The sequence below is a fragment of the Nonomuraea phyllanthi genome (genome assembly GCF_006334985.2).
Classification (GTDB): domain Bacteria; phylum Actinomycetota; class Actinomycetes; order Streptosporangiales; family Streptosporangiaceae; genus Nonomuraea; species Nonomuraea phyllanthi.
Genome location: NZ_VDLX02000029.1, coordinates 1 through 19,596, shown reverse-complemented (window position 1 = coordinate 19,596; position 19,596 = coordinate 1). Strand labels below are relative to the sequence as shown.

Annotated in this window: 16 protein-coding genes; 6 read left to right on the top strand and 10 right to left on the bottom strand. The window is 69.7% G+C overall.

The window, feature by feature from the left end; all coding sequences use genetic code 11:
- The first annotated feature begins 178 nt into the window (after positions 1-178).
- Complete coding sequence (gene hrpA / locus FH608_RS46780) at positions 179-4,051, top strand: ATP-dependent RNA helicase HrpA (protein WP_139637666.1); 3,873 nt, start codon at positions 179-181, stop codon at positions 4,049-4,051.
- On the opposite strand, the gene FH608_RS46775 is transcribed toward hrpA, so the two are convergent.
- Together FH608_RS46775 and FH608_RS46770 are read right to left on the bottom strand one after the other, a co-directional pair.
- Positions 4,041-4,634: a Uma2 family endonuclease gene (locus FH608_RS46775; protein ID WP_139637665.1), complete on the bottom strand. Its 594-nt coding sequence runs from the start codon at positions 4,632-4,634 to the stop codon at positions 4,041-4,043. The two genes, hrpA and FH608_RS46775, sit on opposite strands and share 11 nt — an antisense overlap.
- Before the next feature lie 118 nt (positions 4,635-4,752).
- Complete coding sequence (locus FH608_RS46770) at positions 4,753-6,756, bottom strand: catalase (protein ID WP_139637664.1); 2,004 nt, start codon at positions 6,754-6,756, stop codon at positions 4,753-4,755.
- A 75-nt stretch (positions 6,757-6,831) separates the two neighbouring features.
- On the opposite strand from FH608_RS46770, the gene FH608_RS46765 reads away from it, so the two are divergent.
- Positions 6,832-7,485: an HAD family hydrolase gene (locus FH608_RS46765; protein WP_139637663.1), complete on the top strand. Its 654-nt coding sequence runs from the start codon at positions 6,832-6,834 to the stop codon at positions 7,483-7,485.
- A 14-nt stretch (positions 7,486-7,499) separates the two neighbouring features.
- Here FH608_RS46765 and FH608_RS46760 read toward each other — a convergent pair whose 3' ends face one another.
- Together FH608_RS46760 and FH608_RS46755 are read right to left on the bottom strand one after the other, a co-directional pair.
- Entirely contained in the window at positions 7,500-7,826 is a 327-nt protein-coding gene (locus FH608_RS46760) for a DUF5709 domain-containing protein (protein ID WP_226900509.1), read from the bottom strand.
- Positions 7,827-7,862: 36 nt separating this feature from the next.
- Positions 7,863-9,638 (bottom strand): ABC transporter ATP-binding protein, encoded by a 1,776-nt coding sequence (locus FH608_RS46755; RefSeq protein WP_226900508.1) that lies wholly within the window; start codon positions 9,636-9,638, stop codon positions 7,863-7,865.
- 70 nt (positions 9,639-9,708) lie between these two features.
- Here FH608_RS46755 and FH608_RS46750 point away from each other — a divergent pair, with 70 nt between their 5' ends.
- A complete protein-coding gene (locus FH608_RS46750) occupies positions 9,709-10,128 on the top strand; it encodes a MarR family winged helix-turn-helix transcriptional regulator (RefSeq protein ID WP_139637661.1) in 420 nt (139 codons plus the stop codon).
- 58 nt (positions 10,129-10,186) lie between these two features.
- Here FH608_RS46750 and FH608_RS46745 read toward each other — a convergent pair whose 3' ends face one another.
- Complete coding sequence (locus FH608_RS46745) at positions 10,187-11,320, bottom strand: amidohydrolase family protein (protein WP_139637660.1); 1,134 nt, start codon at positions 11,318-11,320, stop codon at positions 10,187-10,189.
- Positions 11,321-11,468: 148 nt separating this feature from the next.
- Here FH608_RS46745 and FH608_RS46740 point away from each other — a divergent pair, with 148 nt between their 5' ends.
- Positions 11,469-13,568 carry a M6 family metalloprotease domain-containing protein gene (locus FH608_RS46740; protein ID WP_226900507.1) on the top strand — a complete coding sequence of 700 codons (2,100 nt, stop codon included), beginning with the start codon at positions 11,469-11,471 and terminating at the stop codon, positions 13,566-13,568.
- Between the two features lie 72 nt (positions 13,569-13,640).
- Here the strand turns inward: FH608_RS46740 and FH608_RS46735 are convergent, their stop codons facing one another.
- Complete coding sequence (locus FH608_RS46735; RefSeq protein ID WP_139637659.1) at positions 13,641-14,519, bottom strand: hypothetical protein; 879 nt, start codon at positions 14,517-14,519, stop codon at positions 13,641-13,643.
- Between the two features lie 64 nt (positions 14,520-14,583).
- Between FH608_RS46735 and FH608_RS46730 the strand changes: the two genes are divergently transcribed.
- Positions 14,584-15,375, top strand: a complete 792-nt coding sequence (locus FH608_RS46730) for a tyrosine-protein phosphatase (RefSeq protein ID WP_139637658.1) — start codon at positions 14,584-14,586, stop codon at positions 15,373-15,375.
- A 21-nt stretch (positions 15,376-15,396) separates the two neighbouring features.
- On the opposite strand, the gene FH608_RS46725 is transcribed toward FH608_RS46730, so the two are convergent.
- The 3 genes from FH608_RS46725 to FH608_RS52230 form a co-directional block, all read right to left on the bottom strand.
- Positions 15,397-16,434 carry a Gfo/Idh/MocA family protein gene (locus FH608_RS46725; RefSeq protein WP_139637657.1) on the bottom strand — a complete coding sequence of 346 codons (1,038 nt, stop codon included), beginning with the start codon at positions 16,432-16,434 and terminating at the stop codon, positions 15,397-15,399.
- Positions 16,435-16,607: 173 nt separating this feature from the next.
- Complete coding sequence (locus FH608_RS46720) at positions 16,608-17,510, bottom strand: proteasome assembly chaperone family protein (protein WP_139637656.1); 903 nt, start codon at positions 17,508-17,510, stop codon at positions 16,608-16,610.
- 251 nt (positions 17,511-17,761) lie between these two features.
- Positions 17,762-17,905, bottom strand: coding sequence for a hypothetical protein (locus FH608_RS52230; RefSeq protein ID WP_193319031.1), 144 nt, complete (start codon positions 17,903-17,905; stop codon positions 17,762-17,764).
- Between the two features lie 467 nt (positions 17,906-18,372).
- Here FH608_RS52230 and FH608_RS46715 point away from each other — a divergent pair, with 467 nt between their 5' ends.
- Complete coding sequence (locus FH608_RS46715) at positions 18,373-19,254, top strand: terpene synthase family protein (protein WP_139637655.1); 882 nt, start codon at positions 18,373-18,375, stop codon at positions 19,252-19,254.
- Between the two features lie 10 nt (positions 19,255-19,264).
- Here FH608_RS46715 and FH608_RS54055 read toward each other — a convergent pair whose 3' ends face one another.
- Entirely contained in the window at positions 19,265-19,393 is a 129-nt protein-coding gene (locus tag FH608_RS54055; protein WP_264372955.1) for a hypothetical protein, read from the bottom strand.
- Between the last annotated feature and the right edge of the window lie 203 nt (positions 19,394-19,596).

Sequence of the window (19,596 nt, the reverse complement as noted above, 5' to 3'; positions counted from 1 at the left end):
CGTTGCCTCCTAGTTAGCGCTTGTGACGCGAGATACGCGGAGGGCCGTGGGCGGGTTCAGCGGGTGCCGGAAATGGGGGAGGGGGTGGATCGGATATTGGGATGCGAGCGGGCGGCACGGTCCGGCAGCATTGACGGTTGGCTCCGGGGAAGCCGGGCTCAAATATCCTGAAAGCAGTATGGGAACGCCTTCCTTGTCATCTCCACTCGCCGAGCTCCATTCCCGCCTGCCCGAGCTCATGCCGCGCGACCAGCGGCGGCTGCGGCGCAGGCTCGACGGCATGCGCCGGGTGCGCTCCCGCGACACCCGCGACAAGATCGCCGCGGAGATCCTCGCCGACGTCGAGCGGGCCGAGCAGCGGCTGGTACGGCGCCGCGAAGCCCTACCAGTGGTGACATATCCGGAAAACCTGCCGGTCTCGCAGCGCAAAGACGACATCCTGGCGGCCATCCGCGACCACCAGGTCGTGATCATCGCCGGCGAGACGGGCTCCGGCAAGACCACCCAGATCCCCAAGATCTGCCTGGAGCTGGGCCGCGGCGTGCGCGGGCTCATCGGCCACACCCAGCCCCGCCGCATCGCCGCCCGCACCGTGGCCGAGCGCATCGCCGACGAGCTCGGCACCGGCCTCGGCGAGGTGGTCGGCTACAAGGTCCGCTTCACCGACCAGGCGAGCGACCGCACGCTGGTCAAGCTGATGACCGACGGCATCCTGCTGGCCGAGCTGCAGAACGACCGCATGCTCGACCAGTACGACACGCTGATCATCGACGAGGCCCACGAGCGCAGCCTCAACATCGACTTCATCCTCGGCTACCTCAAGCAACTGCTGCCCAGGCGCCCCGACCTCAAGGTGATCATCACCAGCGCCACGATCGACCCCGAGCGGTTCTCGCGCCACTTCGACGACGCGCCGATCATCGAGGTGTCCGGGCGCACCTACCCCGTCGAGGTGCGCTACCGGCCGCTCGACGAGGACGACGACCAGACGCAGGGCATCGTGTCGGCCTGCCGGGAGCTGATCGGCGAGGGCTCCGGCGACATCCTGGTGTTCCTGTCGGGCGAGCGGGAGATCCGCGACGCCGCCGACGCGCTGGCCAAGGCCGAGTTCCGCAACACGGAGATCCTGCCGCTCTACGCCCGGCTGAGCGCCGCCGAGCAGCACCGCGTGTTCCAGGGGCACACCGGCCGGCGCATCGTGCTGGCCACCAACGTCGCGGAGACCTCGCTCACGGTCCCCGGCATCAAATACGTCGTCGACCCCGGCTTCGCGCGCATCTCCCGCTACAGCCACCGCACCAAGGTGCAGCGCCTGCCGATCGAGCCCGTCTCGCAGGCCAGCGCCAACCAGCGCAAGGGCCGCTCGGGCCGCACCTCCGACGGCATCTGCATCCGGCTCTACGAGGAGGAGGACTTCCTCAACCGTCCGGAGTTCACCGACCCGGAGATCCTGCGCACCAACCTGGCCTCGGTCATCCTGCAGATGACCTCGATCGGGCTGGGCGACATCGAGGCGTTCCCGTTCGTGGAGCCGCCCGACCGCCGCCAGGTGAAGGACGGCGTCAACCTGCTGCACGAGCTCGGCGCGTTCGACGACCACGGCAGGCTCACCGGCGTCGGCCGCAAGCTGGCCGGGCTGCCGGTCGACCCGCGCCTCGGCCGGATGGTGCTGGAGGCCGACAAGAACGGCTGCCTGCGCGAGGTCATGGTGATCGCCGCGGCGCTGTCCATCCAGGATCCTCGCGAGCGCCCGTCCGACAAGCAGCAGCAGGCCGACGAGAAACACCGGCGCTTCGCCGACCCCGAGTCCGACTTCATGGCCTACCTCAACCTGTGGGACTACCTGCGCGAGAAGCAGAAGGAGCTGTCCTCCAGCGCGTTCAGGCGGCTGTGCAAGGCGGAGTTCCTCAACTACCTGCGGGTGCGCGAGTGGCAGGACATCTACAGCCAGCTGCGCCAGTCGCTCGGGGCCCAGCCCAACAGCAGCCCGGCGCAGCCGTACCACGTGCACGTGTCCCTGCTCGCCGGGCTGCTGTCGCACGTCGGCGTCAAGGACGTCCTCGACAAGCAGCGCGGGCAGGACGGCCGCCGGCCGATCCAGGAATATCTCGGCGCCCGCAACGCCCGCTTCGCCATCTTCCCGGGCTCCACGCTGGCCAAGAAGCAGCCGCAGTGGCTCATGTCGGCCGAGCTGGTCGAGACGTCCCGGCTCTGGGCGCGGGTCAACGCCAAGATCGAGCCCGACTGGGTGGAGCCGCTCGCGCAGCACCTGGTCAAGCGCTCCTACTCCGAGCCGCACTGGGAGAAGAACCAGGGCGCGGTGATCGCCCTGGAGAAGGTCACCCTCTACGGCGTGCCGCTGGTGGTCGGCCGCAAGGTCAACTACGGCCGCATCGACCCCGACATGTCGCGGGAGCTGTTCATCAGGCACGCGCTGGTCGAGGGCGACTGGGACACCCACCACCGCTTCCTCAAGGACAACCGCAGGCTGCTCGGCGAGGTCGAGGAGCTGGAGAACCGCGCCCGGCGCCGCGACATCCTGGTGGACGACGAGGCGCTGTTCGAGTTCTACGACCAGCGGGTGCCCGCCGACGTGGTCTCGGCCCGCCACTTCGACTCCTGGTGGAAGAAGGTCAGGAACGAGACGCCCGACCTGCTCACCTTTTCGCCGGAGATGCTGGTCAACGAGGGCGCCGACGTCAGCGCCCGCGACTACCCCGACACGTGGAAGCAGCTCGGGCAGCGGATGAAGCTGACCTACCAGTTCGAGCCCGGCACGGACGCCGACGGCGTGACCGTCCACGTGCCGCTCCAGGTGCTCAACCAGGTCAGCTCCGACGGCTTCGACTGGCAGATCCCCGGCCTGCGCGAGGAGCTGATCACCGCGCTGATCCGCTCCCTGCCCAAGGCGCTGCGCCGCAACTTCGTGCCCGCCCCCAACTACGCCAAGCAGGTGCTGGAGGGTGTGAAGCAGGGCGGCGAGCCGCTGCTGGCCGCCGTGGAGCGCGAGCTGCTGCGGCTCACCGGCGTGCGGGTGCCGCGCGAGGCCTGGCAGCTGGACCAGGTGCCCGACCACCTGCGCATCACGTACCGGGTGATCGACGAACGCAAGCGCACGGTCGCCGAGGACAAGGACCTCGACGCGCTGAAACGCCGCCTCGCGCCGCGCCTGCGGCAGACCCTCTCCCAGGCCGGCGACGACCTGGAGCGGACCGGGCTGCACACCTGGAGCTTCGGCACGCTGCCCAAGGTGTTCGAGCAGGGGCGGATGAAGGGCTACCCGGCCCTGGTGGACGCGGGCGACTCGGTCTCGATCAAGATCTTCGAGACGCAGGCCGAGCAGCGCCGCTCCCACTGGCCAGGCGTGCGCCGCCTGCTCCTGCTCAACGTCACCAACCCCGCCAAGTCCCTGCTGGGCGGCCTGTCCAACCAGGCCAAGCTGGCGCTGTCACGCAGCCCGCACGGCGGGGCCGTGGCGTTGTTCGGCGACGTGGTGGACGCGGCGGTCGACAAGCTGATGGCCGACCGCGGCGGCCCCGCGTGGGACCCGGTCGCCTTCGACCGCCTCTACCAGCACGTGCGCGCCAACCTCTACGACACGGCGGCCGACGTGCTGGCGAAGGTGGAGCAGATCCTGAGCGTCTGGCACGAGGCGGGCGGCCGGCTCGACGCGCTGCGCCCGAGCGACGCCACCGACGACGTCCGCGACCAGCTCGGCAGGCTCGTCTACGCGGGGTTCGTCACCGCCACCGGCTATCAGCGCCTTTCCGACATCCTGCGCTACATCCGGGCGATCGATCGCCGCCTCACCAAGCTCCCCGAGGAGCCCTGGCGCGACCAGGAGTGGATGGACCGGGTGCACAAGGTCGAGGACGACTATCACGACGTGCTGGGGAAGCTGCCCCCGGCGCGGCGGGGGGACCCGGACGTGGTGGAGGTCCGGTGGATGATCGAGGAGCTGAGGGTGAGTTTCTTCGCCCAGACGCTCGGCACGCCCACGCCGGTGTCGGAGAAGCGCATCGCCAAGGCGATGGAGAAGCTCACACCATGAAGATCGAGGTGTCGAGCTCGAAGTCGATGGGGTCGGGCAGGTGCAGCGGCTTGCCCATGGGGACCGAGGTGATCGCCCGATATTCGCCGTCCTTGATGTCGCTGTAGACGGTCGCGCTCGGGGATTCGGACACCGGATCGATCAGCAGGTAGACCGGCACCCCACCCAGCGCGTAGAGGCGGAGCTTGTCCACGCGGTCGATGCGAACGCTGCTCGGCGAGACCACCTCGGCCGCCATGAGCACACCAGGCGACAGCAGCTCGTCGCCCCATCGCTTGCAGCCGGGCGGCCACATCACGTAGTCGGGCTGGATGGAGTCCCGTGGCCCGTCGATGCAGATGTGCGGACCGGGCGCTCCGTGCCACCCGCGCTCCTTGCGCAACGGACGCAGGGCTCCGGCCAGCTCTTCGCCCGCCATGAAATGCTCGGGGATGCCTGATGGGCTCACGATCAGCTTCCCTTCGATGACCTCGACCCGGTGGCCGGGGAGGGGGGGTAGGGCATCGAACAACTCCCGAACGGTGTGCGGCGTCCGCGGGGGTCTCGCGCAGGTCGATTCCGTCTGGTGCTTCTCGTCAACCATGGCGACCACGGAAATCTTTCCCTTCGTATTCGAACGGACACGCTAAGTATTCCATGGCCGGCGGGCTCGCGCCACGCGAAACGGCCGCCCCCGGAGGGGCGGCCGGTTCGCGTACGGGTCACGCGGGAACGGAGGCCACGTCGCGCTCGTAGAAGCGGTGGCCGGCCACCGCCGTCGCGAACTTCTCCGCGATGCCGTCCCCCATCACCACCCCCACGTCGCTGGGCAGCTGCGCCGCCTCCAGCAGCTCGCGGCCCGACCCGACCGCGCCGATGGCCTTGCCGTGCTTGAACGCCTCCTTGACGAAGAACTGCGCCCGCCCCAGCGGCGCCAGGGCGGAGCCGTCGGCGGCCACCACCGCGTCGTAGAGGACGGATCCGGCCGCGCTGAGCTGCCTGTCGACCGGGATACCGCCCACGGAGCCCTCCACCGGGGCCACCACCTCGCAGATGGCGCCCTTGCCCTCCAGCGACTCGCGCAGCGCCGTCACCTCTGCGGCGTCCGTACCGTCCGCCATCAGGATGGCGATCTTGCGGGTGGCGACGCTCTGCGGCTGGCCGGTCATGCTGAGCGCGGGCGAGGCGTTCGCGTGCACCTCGGCCATCGGCGGCTCGGGCAGCCCCAGCCCCTCGGCCACCTGCGCGGCCAGGTCGGGGTGGATCTGGCCGAGGTGCCGTACGACGCCCTCCTTGATGTGCTTGCGCTCCACGTGCCCCAGCTCGAACAGGTACGCGGCCACGATGTGCTGCTTCTCCCAGTCCGCCATGCTGTTCCAGAACAGGGTGGCCTGGCTGTAGTGGTCGTCGAAGCTGGGGCTGCGCTTGCGGATCTTCACGCCGTCCACGCGCTCCTGGTAGTGCTTGTAGCCGTCCGTCGCCATGGGATGGCCGCCGCTGATGGAGTTGGGGGCGTAGCTGGTGCGCGACTCGTGGATCAGGTGCTGGTGGAAGCCGTCACGCTGGTCGTTGCGCACCTCGTTCACCGGCCGGTTGACCGGGATCTGCGGGAAGTTCGGCCCGCCCAGGCGCAGCAGCTGGGTGTCGAGGTAGGAGAAGTTCCTGGCCTGCAGCAGCGGGTCGTTGGAGAAGTCGATGCCGGGCACCACGTTGGCGGTGTGGAAGGCCACCTGCTCGGTCTCGGCGAAGAAGTTCTGCGGATTGCGGTTGAGCGTCATCCTGCCGATGGGCCGCAGCGGCACCTGCTCCTCGGGGATGATCTTGGTGGCGTCGAGCAGGTCGAAGTCGAAGGAGTGCTCCTTCGACTCGGGCACGAGCTGCACGCACAGCTCGTACTCGGGGAAGGCGCCGCGCTCGATCGCCTCCCACAGGTCCCGGCGGTTGAAGTCGGGGTCGTTGCCCTGGATGCGCAGCACCTCGTCCCACACCAGCGAGTACGTGCCCAGCACCGGCCGCCAGTGCCACTTGACGAACGTGCCCTGCCCCTGCGCGTTCACCAGCCGGAACGTGTGCACGCCGAACCCCTGCATCATCCGGAAGCTGCGCGGGATCGCCCGGTCGGACATCAGCCACATGATCATGTGCAGCGACTCCGGCTGCAGCTGCACGAAGTCCCAGAACGTGTCGTGCGCCGACTGCGCCTGCGGGATCTCGTTGTGCGGCTCCGGCTTGACCGCGTGCACGAAGTCGGGAAACTTGATGCCGTCCTGGATGAAGAAGACCGGGAAGTTGTTGCCGACGAGGTCGAAGTTGCCCTCGGAGGTGTAGAACTTCGTGGCGAAGCCGCGCACGTCACGCACGGTGTCGGCGGAGCCGCGCGAGCCCGCCACGGTCGAGAAGCGCACGAACGTGGGCGTCGGCTTGGAGGTGTCGTTCAGGAAGGCCGCCGTGGTCAGGTCGCCGAGCGGCTCGTAGAGCTGGAAGGTCCCGTACGCGCCCGCGCCCCTGGCGTGCACCACCCGCTCCGGGATGCGCTCGTGGTCGAAGCGGGTGAGCTTCTCGCGGAAGTGGAAGTCCTCCATGAGGGTCGGCCCGCGCTCGCCCGCTCGCAGCGAGTCGTCCGTGTGGTCGACCGGGCTGCCCTGGTCCGTGGTCATGCCGCGGTCGTCCAGCGGCACGCGGCCGGCGTCGAGCTGGCGGTCCTTCGGGTCACGCTCTGATGGCATGGCAAAATCCCCCTTGCGGATATTTTTCGGGCTTTACACCAGTGCCCCGGCGGGGCGCTCGAAACGGGGGGATCGATGATCGAAGCCGTGGTGTTCGACGTCGGGGAGACGCTGATCAACGAGCAGCGCATCTGGCAGCGCTGGGCCGACCGGCTGGGTGTGACCGGGTTCGAGCTGATGGGCGCGCTCGGCGGGATGGCGGCGATGGACCGCTCCCACAGCGACGCCTTCAGGCTCGTACGCCCCGGCTTCGACCTGGACGCCGAGATGGCCTCCTGGGAGCGCGACGACCCCGACGGCCCGCGCAACCACTTCGACACCGCGGATCTCTACCCCGACGTGCGCGACGCCCTGGCCGCGATCAGGGCGGCCGGCCGCCAGGTGATCATCGCCGGCAACCAGCCGAAGCGCGCCTACGACGCGCTGGTCGCCATGGACCTGCCCGCCGACTCCGTGCACACCTCCGAGGGGTGGGGCGTGTCCAAGCCGGACCCCGCCTTCTTCGCCCGCGTCGCGGCGGTCGCCGGCCGGGCACCCGCCGAGATCCTCTACGTCGGCGACCGGCTGGACAACGACGTGCTGCCGGCCGCCGCGGCGGGCATGCGCACGGTGCTGCTGCGCCGCGGGCCGTGGGGATACCTGCACGCCGAGCGCCCGCGCGCGGCCGAGGCCGACGCCGTGGTCGACGACCTGCACGCCGTGCTGCCGCTGCTGGAGCGCCTCGCCTGAGGCGCCCGGCCGCCTCACGTCAGGTTCTCGTCGGGATCGATGCGGACGGCGCGCTCCTCCGCCGACAGGTCGTTGCCGTCGTCGTCGCCCCAGTCCACGCCCAGCTCCTCGTCGTCGGTGTCGGGCTCCAGGCCCTCGTCCGGCTGGGTCAGGCGGTGCTTGGGGCGGGGCTCGTGCAGCCGGTCCCGTGACTCCCGGCGCAGGCGTTCGTCGAGCGTGTCCCTGTGCTGGGGGTCGTCCTCGATGACCTCATGCCGGAAGCCGAGATCGTCGGTCCACTCCTCGACCTCGATCCCCTGCTCGTCGCTCATTCCGTACCGGTCCGGAGGTTTTTCGGTCATACGCGCCCTCTACCCAGCGAGCGCGCCGAAATCCTGTCACTTGGCCTGGCCTAGGGCCTGCGCCAACTCTTCCTTGCCCCTGCCTGGTTCGAGTGGTTCGTCCCTGCTCACCAGGGCCGCGTAGTGGCCGCCGCGGGCTATCAGCTCGTCGTGGTCGCCGCGCTCGACGATCTCCCCGCCGTCCAGCACGATGATCTGGTCCGCGTCGCGGACCGTGGACAGGCGGTGTGCGATCGTGATCGTCGTACGGCCCCGCGCCAGCCCGTCCAGCGCCTCCTGCACGGCCCGCTCGGTCTGGGTGTCGAGCGCGCTGGTGGCCTCGTCGAGCACCAGCACCGGCGGGTCGCGCAGCAGCGTCCGCGCGATGGCCAGGCGCTGCTTCTCGCCGCCGGAGAAGCGGTAGCCGCGCTCGCCCACCAGCGTGTCGTAGCCGTCGGGCAGCGAGGCGATGTGGTCGTGGATGCGCGCGGCCCGCGCCGCCGCCTCCAGCTCCTCGTCCGTGGCGGACGGCTTGGCGAAGCGCAGGTTGTCGGCGATCGAGGCGTGGAAGAGGTAGGTCTCCTGCGAGACCACGCCGACCGTCTCGCTCAGGGTCTCGAACGTCAGCTCCCGCACGTCCACCCCGTCGATCGTGACCCGGCCGCCGGTGACGTCGTAGAGGCGGGGCAGCAGGTAGCTGAGCGTGGTCTTGCCCGAGCCGGTCTCGCCCACGACGGCCAGGCCGGTGCCCGCCGGGATCGTGAGGTCCACGCCGGTGAGCGTGGGGGCCTCGCCGTACGAGAAGTCGACGTCCTCGAAGCGGACCTCGCCGCGCGCGCCGGGCAGCTCCCGCGTGCCCGGGTGGATGTCGACGGGCAGGTCGAGGTACTCGAAGATGCGCGCGAACAGGGCCAGCGAGCTCTGCACGTCGACGCCGAGCCGCAGCAGCGAGACCATCGGGCGGAACAGGCTGGTCTGCAGGGTCGTGAACGCCACCAGCGTGCCGACGGAGATCGCGCCGGTGTGGCCGACGGCCCAGTAGATGAGGGCGGGCATCGCGGCCATGACGAGCTGGATCGACGACTGCCGCCAGCGGCCCGCCATGCTCACGCGCACGCCGATGCCCGCCAGGTCGTCGGAGGCGCGCCCGAAGCGCTCGGTCAGCTCCGCCGAGCGGCCCATGGTGCGGCCCAGCAGGACGCCGCTGATCGACAGCGACTCCTGCACCATGGACGCGATGCCGGCCAGCTTGCGCTGCTGCTCGGCGGTGATGCGCTTGCGCTCCCTGCCGACGTTGCGGCTGATCCACACGAACACCGGCATCAGCGCCAGCGAGATCACCGTCAGCCGCCAGTCGAGCGCGACCATGGCGACGATGGTGGCGAGCACGGTGGTGAGGTTGGAGACGAGGGAGGCGGCGGTCGTGGTGACGACCGACTGCATGCCGCCGATGTCGTTGGCGATGCGCGACTGCACCTCGCCGGTCCTGGTGCGGGTGAAGAACGCCAGCGACATGCGCTGCAGGTGGGCGTAGACGGCCAGGCGCAGGTCGTGCATGACCCGCTGGCCCACGGTGGTGGAGATGAGCGTCTGCAGCACGTCGAACACGTTGGTGGTGACCGCCACCGCGATCATGCCGAGGGCGAGCAGCGCCAGCAGGCCGGCGTCCCTCGCCGGGATCGCCGTGTCCAGCACCTCGCGCAGCAGGAACGGCGAGGCCAGCGCGACCAGCGACGACAGCAGGATGAATGCCCCCACCAGGGCCAGCCGGCCACGGTAGGGGCGGAACAGCTTGATGATGCGCCCGATCGGCGCGCGTGGTTCCTCCGCCAAGTGGCGCCTCCTTTCAGATGTCCACTCAAACAGAGGCTAACTCATATTTGTTCCGGCTAAACTAGTGGGCATGGCGGAAACAGAACTCACCGACCTGTTCTTCCTGGTCGGGCGGAGGTTGCGGCAAGGATACGCGCGCCGGCTGGAGCCGCTCGCGCTCAACCCCGGTCAGGCGCGTGCCCTGCGCGTCCTCGCCGACGCCTCCGAGCCGCTGCGCATGGTCCGGCTGGCCGACGAGCTGCGCATCGTGCCCCGCTCGCTCACGCCCGTCGTGGACGCGCTGGAGGCGGCGGGGCTGGTGCGCAGGGAGATGGATCCCGCCAACCGGCGCTCCACGCTGGTGCTGATCAGCCCCGAGGGCCGCCGTCTCGCCGGCCTCGCTCGCGACGCCCGCCGGGAGGCGGGTCAGGAGCTGTTCGCCGTGCTGGAGGAGGGGCAGCGCGACCGGCTCCGCGACCTGCTCGCGCTGGTGGAGGAGCAGTTCCGCTGACGCCCGCAGCGCCCCTCGCCCCTCGCCCCTCGCCCCTCGCCCCGGGAGCCGGGCACGGTCAGGGTGGGGGAAGGGTGACCTGGACGCCGCCGACGACCGTGCCGAGGCAGGGCGGCTCGGCCAGCAGCGCCGCGTACGGGTAGCGCCCCCGCGCGTCGAACACCGCGAAGTCCGCCCGGGTCCCGGCGGCCAGCGAGCCGATCCGGCCCCTGCCCCGGTCCATCCCCAGCGCCCGGGCACCGCCGAGGGTCGCCGCCGTGACGAGACGCGCGTCCAGACCGCGCGTGCGCAGCCCGAGAGCCCGCGCCTCCCGCCGGATGCCCGCGGCCACCGCCAGCACCCCGCCCGCCCCCGCGAAGCCATCCGGCGCCGTGCCACCCGGTGCTGTGCCATTCGCCGCGGGGCCATCCGCTGCGGGGCCATCCGCGGCAGGGCCATCCGCGGCCGTGCCCTTCGGGGCAGGGCGGGCGGTGGCGAGGGCGACGGGGTTGCCCTCGTCCAGCAGGGTAGCCACGTCGGCCGCGGACGACGCGTACACCGCCACCACCGTCTTCCGCAGCCGCAGCAGCTTGCGCTCCCCGGGGTCCAGCGGCCGGGCACAGGTGACGTGACACAGCGGCCCGAGCACGCCGGCCTCGTCCAGGGCCGCGGGCGGGTGCCGGTCCAGCCCGGCCAGCAGGCGCAGCCCGAACGTCCTGGCCAGCACCGCCACGTCCTCCAGCACCTGCGGATCGGTCGTGTGCGCCGCGATCCCCACCGCGCACGGCCGGTCGACCTCGCGGATCGCCGTGATCACCGCGTCCCGCCCGTACGCCTCCCACTCCTCCTCGCTCGCGCTGGTCACCTCGATGTACGCGATCCCGGGAGCCGCGGGAGGGTCGGCCAGGTCGCCCACCACACTCGCCCGCGCGGTCACCCCCGGCCCCGCGGCGCGTCCGGCGGCGGGCCCGGCGGCGCAGGCGTCCACCAGCCCGGCCACGATCATCCCGGTCCACCGCACCTCCAAGGCGGCGGGGAAGCGGGCGAGCACCGCGGCCCGCGCGCCGACGGCGGCCACCCGGTCGCCCCTGACCGCGACCGCGCCGTCACGGAGCGGCTCGGCGCAGACGGGCAGCACCAGCGGGGCGGAGTGGATCATGACGGGCGCGGGCGCGCGCCTGCTCAGGGCAGGGGCACGCAGCGCTGACGGCATGGGGGACTCCCGTCGGACTTTCTCTTCAGGGCATTAAAACGCGAGCGGACACAAGTTCGCAATCAGGACGAACCACACGATTTCCCAGGTCGGTACGCCGGGAAAACTGATCGTTGATCTCTGTCCATAAGGTCTATACCGTCAAGCCGTGAACGCCCCGAAGAAGCTGCTGAGGGGATTGTTATCGGCCATCGTGCTGATCCCGGTGAGCCTGATGGCGACCCCCGCTTCCGCAGCGCCCCCCGCAGACCCCGCGTACCCGTGGCGGCAGAACCACTGGCCGCAGACGCAGCCCTGGCAGCTCGACGCACCCGCCGACGCCCAGGCCCTGCGCACCCGCCCGTCCGGCGACATCAAGCCCATCGACCCGCAGGACTGGGAAAATCCCGACAACATGACGTGGGCGGACTACAAGCAGCCGCCCGGCACCACGTGGAACGACCCCGCCGTCAAGGGGTCGAAGCGCACCTTCAAGGGCGCGCTCGTGCTGCTCGACTACCCCAACCAGCCATTCGTGGTGACCCAGCCCAAGGGCTCGACGATCTTCGCGAACCCGAGCGCCGAGGCCCACGACATCCCGCGCGACCAGGTGGCCGGGTTCTACCAGGACTTCCTCAACACCCCGAACGCCCTCAACAAGGGGCACACCATCCACGAGTACTGGATGGAGGACTCCGGCGGCCGGTACGGCGTGGAGCTGACCGGGTTCGGCCCCTACACGATGTCGGGCAAGGACCACGAGTACGCGATGGAGTTCCAGAGCGGCACCGCCTGCCCGGCGGGCGACAGCTGCGACAAGAACCTGCGTACCGAGGGCAACGCGGCCTGGATCGCCGACGTCGGCCAGGAGGCGGCCGACCAGTTCGACTTCGTCTTCTACCTGAGCGCCGGCCAGGACGAGTCGTCCACCTGGCAGGAGTTCGGGATGATGAAATTCCCGACGAAGGAGGACGTACCGGATGAGTGGGGTCCGCCGGACCCCGCGCTGCCCAACTGGTCGGACACCCGCTACGTCGACTGGACCTCGTGGCAGGCCGGCTCCACCTTCTGGCCCAACGCCCGCTTCGGCATCGACTCGGTGCAGGCCGAGAGCTCCGGCATGGCCGTCTACGCCCACGAGCTGAGCCACATCATGGGCATCGCCGACAACTACAACAACCCCTACGGGGAGCCGCCCAGACGGTCCTACACCGGCATCTGGGAGATGCTCAGCCGCGGCAGCTTCAACGGCCCGGGCGGCCCGCACTCGCGCTGGCTCATCCCGCCCACCGCCGGCGCGTCCCTGGGCGCCCAGCACATGCTGCGCAACAAGATCAAGCTCGAGATGGTGGACGAGCAGCACGTCCTGCGCCTGTCACGCGAAGCCCTCGACGAGTCCGGCCTGGTCACCGCCAAGGTGCTGGCGAGAGCGGTCCAGCCGGGCGAGGACGAGCTGTCCGGCATCAACATCTCCTTCGACGCCGGCGCGGACAAGAGCTCGTGCGACCGGAGCGACGCGCTCTGTGACCGCGGCGGCTACGACAACTACACGGTCGAGGTCGTGGACCGCATGGGCAGCGACTCCTTCACGCCCGACTCCGGCGTCCTGCTGGCCAAGACCAAGAACGAGGACCGGGCCCCGTTCGAGTGGGTGATCGACGCCAACCCGCAGGACATCGACATGACCGACTACGTCATGCCCGACGGGACCAGGGTGCCGATCACGATCGGCGACTACCGCCAGCTGTCCGACGCCCTCTTCCACGCCGGCACCGACTCCGGCAGCGAGTACGAGTACGTCGACGAGGCCAACCGCCTGCACTTCTACATCACCGACCTCGAACGCGACCGCAAGGGGCAGCTCTCCTACACGGTCGCCGTCCGCTCGCTGGACGGGGCCGGCCCGCAGAAGCGCGGCGTCAGGCTGCTGCCCACGGCCGGACCGCCCACCCGCAAGGGCTACTCCACCTGCAAGTTCCCGCTGGTCAACACCGGCAGGCCGGCCCCGGCGCAGGGGCAGCACCCGGAGGACGTCAGCGCCTACCTCAACTCCGACGTCTACCGCCTCAAGGCCGAGGTGCAGGGCAAGGGCTGGACCGCCCAGCTGCCGAACGCCCTCGCCTCCGTCGCGTTCGGCAAGCGGGACCTGATCACCGTGAACGCCGTGCGCGGGCACGGCGGCGACCGGGTGGCCAGGGTCAAGCTCACCGCCACCTCCGAGAGCGACCCCGGCAAGACGGCGACGGCCACCTGCCTGGTGGTCGGCTGACAGACGCGCGATGGGGTGCGGCCGGCGCGGGCCGTGCCCCACCGCGGCGGGCCGGGGGGAGCGTTCCCGGGCTCACTCAGAGGTCAGAGGGGCCCTGAGCAGCTCGCCGGCCGCCTGACGCGCCTGGAGGATGCTCTCCTCGAACACCTTGCGCACGTGCGCCGCCTGATCGGCCAGCTCCCTGATGCGCTCGCGGGCCAGCTCGTCCCGCACGGTATCGGCGATCAGCTGCTGGTACTCGGGCGTCTTGGCGGCCAGCGCCTCCAGCCTCCGGTGCGCGTGGTAGGCCTTGTCCGCCTTCAGCACCTGCTTGGCGTACTTCTCCAGACGGCGCACCCGGTACGACAGCGACGTCCAGGCGGTGTCCAGCGCCTCGGTGTAGGGCTTGAACGCGTCCTCCATGCCGGGCGGCAGCTCGCGCGGGACCAGCCTGCCGTGCTCGGCGTGCATGGACGACAGCCGGCGCAGCCGCTGGGCGATCTGCCAGACCTCCTCCGGCAGCGACACCTGGTTGTCGACGCTGTCGATCAGCCCGTCCTTGTGCACGCGGGAGGCCATGATCGCCTGGACCGCGTTCTGCGCCCTGCGCAACAGCATCTGGCAGGGGTGGTCCAGATCCTCCGGCAGGATGAAGCGGTCGGCGTTCTCCCTGGCCAGGCGGAGTTTTCGCTTGGTCGAGCGGTACGTGCTGTCCGCCGCCATCCACCGGAACAACACGATCACCAGGAGCCCGATGCCGGGTATGAGGAGGATCTGCATACCGGTCGCGATGGACAGCACCACCGTCAAAGCCGGGAGTATGAAGAGCGCGGCGGGGTTCTTCGTGGTGTCCACGCGCGCACCCGACCGAGCCATGCGGAGCAGGTGCGGGCTGGAGCGCAGCTCGACCGAGATCTCCGGGTGCAGCGTTGGATCGATCACCAGCCGTGGAGGCAAAGCTCGTGGATCCATACGTTCATGCTGCGTTATGAACCTCGAATCCGCACATATTTGGCGGACATATAAGGTCGAGACGATGAACGAGATGACGAGGTGGATCGATCTGGAAGGCGCGGTCAACGCGCGTGACCTGGGCGGACTCCCCACCCGTGACGGCGGGCGCACCCGTCGCGGACGGATTTTCCGCTCCGACAATCTGCAGGGCCTCACCCCCGCCGACGTGACCCTGCTGGTGACCGAGCTGAACCTGCGGCACGTCGTGGACCTCCGCTCGAACGCCGAGGTCTCGTTAGAGGGACCCGGGCCGCTCACCCGGGTGCCCGAGGTGCGGCACCACCACCTGACGCTGTTCGCGGAGGGCGGCACGCACACCGACGTCGAGGCCGACACCATCGACGGCGACCGGGTGCTGCCCTGGGCCGAGCGCGGGCTGGACGAGGAGCTGCGGGTGACCGGCTTCTACTTCGGCTACCTGCGCGACCGCCCCGACGCCGTGATCGCGGCCCTGCGCGCGCTGTCGTCGGCCGACGGTGCGGCGGTGGTGCACTGCGCGGCCGGAAAGGACCGCACCGGCGTGCTGTCGGCCCTGGCCCTGGAGGTCGCGGGCGCGACCCGGGAGGCGATCGTCGCCGACTACGTGGCCACAGGGGAGCGGCTGGAGCTGATCCTCAAGCGGCTGCGCGGGAGCGAGACCTACCGGGGCGACCTGGACTCGCGGCCGACCGACGACCACATGCCCCGGCCCCGCTACATCGAGCAGTTCTTCGGGGTGCTGGACGACCGGTTCGGCGGGGCGATGGGCTGGCTGGCCCGCCACGGCTGGACCGACGCGGACACCGCCGCCCTCCACGCCCGCCTCCGGGACTGACCTCAGGCCGCCGCGCGCGGGTCAGGTCAGGTGGGCGACGATGCGCTGGGTGGCCGAGAGGTGGGCGGCCTCGATGACGGTCAGCGCCTCGATCGCGCTCCGCGGGTCCACGGGTGGCGGCGCGCCCTCGGTCAGCGCCGCCGCCACACCGCGGTAGAAGTCGATGTACGCCCCGGGCTCGGTACGCACGGCGCGGTGCGCGTCCTCCGTGCCCAGCACGCCCCAGCTCCCCTCGTCATCCTCCCCGAACTCCGGCGAATCGGGCGCGACCCCGGCCCGAAGCCGCTCCTCCTGCACGTCCATCCCGTACTTCAGGAACGCCCCCGAGGAGCCCAGCACCCGGAACCGGGGCCCCAGCCGGGCCGCCACGGCACTCATCCACAGGTGCGAGCGGGCCCCGCTCGCGTGCGTCAGCGCGATGAACGTGTCGTCGTCGGAGGCCACCCCCTCCCGCCGGACGTCGCTCTCGCAGTAGACCTCCCGCACGGGCCCGAGCAGTCGCAGGGCCTGGTCGACCAGGTGGCTGCCCAGGTCGTAGAGGAGCCCGCCGACCTCGTCCGCGCCGCCGGTCTCCCGCCAGCCGCCCTTGGGCACCGGCCGCCAGCGCTCGAACCTCGACTCGAACCGCCGCACCTCGCCCAGCCGGCCCTCCTCGACCAGCTTGCGCACGGTACGGAAGTCACCGTCCCACCGCCGGTTCTGGAACACGGTCAGCATGACCCCGCGCTCCTCGGCCAGCCGCACCAGCTCCCGCCCCTCCTCGGCGGTCCTGGCCAGCGGCTTGTCCACGACGACGGGCAGCCCCTGGGCGAGAGCCGCGGCGGCCGTGGCGACGTGCGTCCTGTTGGGTGACGCGACCACAACGATGTCGCACAGCCCCCACAACTCGCGCACATCGGAAACAGGCGTCGCGCCGTACTTCCCGGCCACCTCGTCCCGCCGCGCGGAATTCCGCGTCACGACCGCCGCGAGAGTCAGCCCCGGGGTGGCGCGAATGAGGGGCGCATGAAAAAACGCCCCAGCAGGCCCATATCCAACCAGCCCCACACGCACATCCATCGAACCAGGCTATCGGGGCGAGCAACGGCGACCCTGCCCAGAAACACCACCGAGCCGGCCAACTGGACGCCGTAACGGCGCCCGACCCCGCACACCTGGTAAGCGTCACCCTGGAGGGGCCGGACCACGTGCGGCGGGTGGTGCCGGCCCGGGCCACCGTAAAATATGGATATTCAGTGGTCGTCGTCGCGTTCGGCGAGGAAGCGCTCGAATTGGGCGGCGAGCTCATCACCCGTCGGCATCGGCGTCGCCTCGGCGATCAGGTTCTCGCGCTCGGCGCCCGCCGCGAAGGCGTCGTACTGCTGCTCCAGCCCGTTGATCGCGGTGGACAGCTCGCTGGAGGCGTGGATCTGCTCCTCGATCTCCGTCGTCGTGCGGCGGGCCGCGTCGCGCAGCGAGTCCATCGGGAACACCAGCCCCGTGCTCCGCGTCACCGCCTCCAGGGCGGTCACGGCGGCCGTCGGGTATTCGGCCTGCGACAGGTAGTGCGGCACGTGGATGGCGTAGCCCACCGCGTCGTGCCCCTGCGCCCCCAGCCGCAGCTCCAGCAGCCCCGCGACGCTGCCCGGCACCTGGACGCGCCCGAACGCGCTCGTCTGCGCGTTGATCAGCTCCGGCTTGCTGGCGTGCATGGTGAGGCCGAGCGGCCGGGTGTGCGGGACGGCCATGGGGATGCCGTGCAGCGTCACCAGCTTGCTCACCCGCAGCCGCTTCACCAGCTCCGCCACCGCCTTGGCGAACAGGTCCCACTCCCGGTCGGGCTCGGGCCCGCTCATCACCAGGAACTGCGTCCCCGTCGAGTCGGTCGCGACGTGCACGGCCAGCTCGGGGCTCTCGTATTCGACCCAGCGGTCTGTGTCGAAGGTCATGATGGGCCGGCGGGACCGGTAGTCGAGCAGCCGGTCAACGTCGAACGTCGCCACGACCCGGTGCTCCAACTCGGCCAGCAGGTGGCTCAGCGCGAGGCGCCCGGCACCGCCCGCGTCGACGAAACCGTCGAAGTGGTACAGCAATACCGGATCGGGCAGCTCGGGCGCGTCGGCTGCGAGCTCGTAGAGATCCGTCGGGTCGAACACGGTTGGACAGCCTTTCCCTAGGTACTCTTCTCCAGAACCTACGGCGGACCGGAACGATTCCGTCTGCGGCGGGTAAGAATTGCTCCGGTCCACGGCGGGTCGGGAGGCGGTCGCACCTGAACACCTGAGCGGAACGGTTCCGTGCAGGGCACCCTATCGGGGCACGACGCACAGTGCCCCCTGTATCACGCAAGGGTGCCGCTCGAAACCGTCCCGCATCCGGCCGGTGAGCCTGGGAGGAAGGCGTGCCGTCAGTCGACGAGCTCGCGGTGGAAGCCGGTGATCTCCCCCCGTAGCACCGGGTCGGCGAAGCGGCGGGTCTCCTTGGCGAGGTAGCCGCGCACTGAAACGTCGCGCCCGCACATCAGGGAGGGAGTGTCTGGCAAGCTGACCATCAGCAAAGGTGACACTTTGCTGATGCTGGCGGCGTATTGCGGTAGCGCGACGAGCGTGTGAAATCTTGTCGAGTCGGCAACCGACGTCGATCGGTGCAATGACTGAGGGCAGGACCACCTCTTATGCATCAGTCTGCGACGGAGGAGTTCGAACTGGTCAGAGGGCTCTCATCGAGAGTGCCGGCCCTGTGTAAGTGTGTCTTGCGTCGTAGATAAGACCCAGATGTCGTAAATGAGTAATTTGCCAGAAAAGTGCGGAGATATACTAGAATGTCACAAAAGCATGGTAAATGCGTAAAAGCTGTTGAGTATGGCCTTACGGGCGTTCTGTAGTCATGCTGAGGGGCGTGGCGAATTCTGCGCATACCTTCGATAGGCGACCGCTTCGCATCCCTCCGCTCCCATGTCCGTTCCCCAATGAGATCAATGTTCATGCCGCGGAGATCGCTGCGGAGAGCCAGGCATGGGTGGCCGCCTGGAACATGCTTCCGAGCGCCGACTCCATCGAGCACTTCAGCCGCTCAGAACTCGGCCTCCTCCCCGCACGGACCAACCCAACCGTCCCACGCGAGAGTCTCCGGCTGATTACCGACTGGTACTTCTGGCTCTGGGCCTTCGATGACGGATTCTGTGAAAGCGAACTCACCGGGCATCGCGCTGCTGCAGTCGCCCGCGCGCTGCCATCGCTTCTGGAGAGCCTCGACGGAGGCAGGGCTCCGGAGTCTGGCGACGCGTATGGCCTCGCCCTCAGAGACCTCCTGGACCGCATCTCGGCGATAGCCACGCCCGAACAGTTGGACCGGTGGCGGAGCGCGGTCAAGGAGTATTTGTTCGCCCAAATCTGGGAGGCGGCGAACCGTGAGGTCGATCTCATCCCGACCCCCGAGGACTATCTCCTGATGCGTCGCACCACCGGGGCCACGTATACCTGTTTCGCACTCATCGACACTGGCGGCGGCTACCGGATCGAGACCGAGGACTGGTACCACCCCGACGTTCGCATGCTCTCCGACCTGGCCTGCGACCTCGTCGGCTGGGACAACGACCTGCTTTCGTACGCCAAGGAGCGCCGCACCGACAAGGCCAGGCACAACCTCGTGACGGTGCTCGCCACCCACAAGTCGCTTTCCGTTCAGGACGCGCTGCTCGAGGTTGCCCGGATGCACGACGAGGCGATCGCTGCGTTTGTCGACCGTCGCGCGGCAATGGAGGCATGGGCTCCATCACCGGTGCTCAACTACGTGCGCGGTCTCGAACACTGGATCCGCGGCCACATTGAGTTCTCGTTCGGCAGCGCGCGGTTCGTGCACGCCTGGCCTGAGGACACACGCTGGCCGCAGGCCAACTGAGATCCCACCATCAGCCGTCGTCGAGGGCGTCCAGCTCGCCCAGCGCGAGCGAGGACGCCTCCTCAAGGTCGAGGCGGGCGCCTTCCTCGAAAGCGCTTTTGTAGGAGAGCTCACCCATGCGCCGCACGCACTCTCTCACGCACGCGTTATGGTCCTCGGACAAGAACGGTGCGCCCAACTGAGGTAGGCCGGCCGACTTCCAGTTCTGCTGTAGTGCCCCTAGGCCGTGTTTCGAAAGATCACGTGTGAGGCGTGTCGGTGATCGTTGAACGAAGAGGTCTCCGGTAGATGGTTCAACGACCAAGAAGAACGAAATACCGGAGACCTCGTGGCCAGCGTAGT

What these genes read in the sequence shown, in the direction of transcription:
- hrpA (WP_139637666.1), top strand. Translation starts at nt 179, where the DNA reads ATGGGAACGCCTTCCTTGTCATCTCCACTCGCCGAGCTCCATTCCCGC.
- FH608_RS46775 (WP_139637665.1), bottom strand. Translation starts at nt 4,634, where the DNA reads ATGGTTGACGAGAAGCACCAGACGGAATCGACCTGCGCGAGACCCCCG.
- FH608_RS46770 (WP_139637664.1), bottom strand. Translation starts at nt 6,756, where the DNA reads ATGCCATCAGAGCGTGACCCGAAGGACCGCCAGCTCGACGCCGGCCGC.
- FH608_RS46765 (WP_139637663.1), top strand. Translation starts at nt 6,832, where the DNA reads ATGATCGAAGCCGTGGTGTTCGACGTCGGGGAGACGCTGATCAACGAG.
- FH608_RS46760 (WP_226900509.1), bottom strand. Translation starts at nt 7,826, where the DNA reads ATGACCGAAAAACCTCCGGACCGGTACGGAATGAGCGACGAGCAGGGG.
- FH608_RS46750 (WP_139637661.1), top strand. Translation starts at nt 9,709, where the DNA reads ATGGCGGAAACAGAACTCACCGACCTGTTCTTCCTGGTCGGGCGGAGG.
- FH608_RS46745 (WP_139637660.1), bottom strand. Translation starts at nt 11,320, where the DNA reads ATGCCGTCAGCGCTGCGTGCCCCTGCCCTGAGCAGGCGCGCGCCCGCG.
- FH608_RS46735 (WP_139637659.1), bottom strand. Translation starts at nt 14,519, where the DNA reads ATGGATCCACGAGCTTTGCCTCCACGGCTGGTGATCGATCCAACGCTG.
- FH608_RS46730 (WP_139637658.1), top strand. Translation starts at nt 14,584, where the DNA reads ATGAACGAGATGACGAGGTGGATCGATCTGGAAGGCGCGGTCAACGCG.
- FH608_RS46725 (WP_139637657.1), bottom strand. Translation starts at nt 16,434, where the DNA reads ATGGATGTGCGTGTGGGGCTGGTTGGATATGGGCCTGCTGGGGCGTTT.
- FH608_RS52230 (WP_193319031.1), bottom strand. Translation starts at nt 17,905, where the DNA reads ATGGTCAGCTTGCCAGACACTCCCTCCCTGATGTGCGGGCGCGACGTT.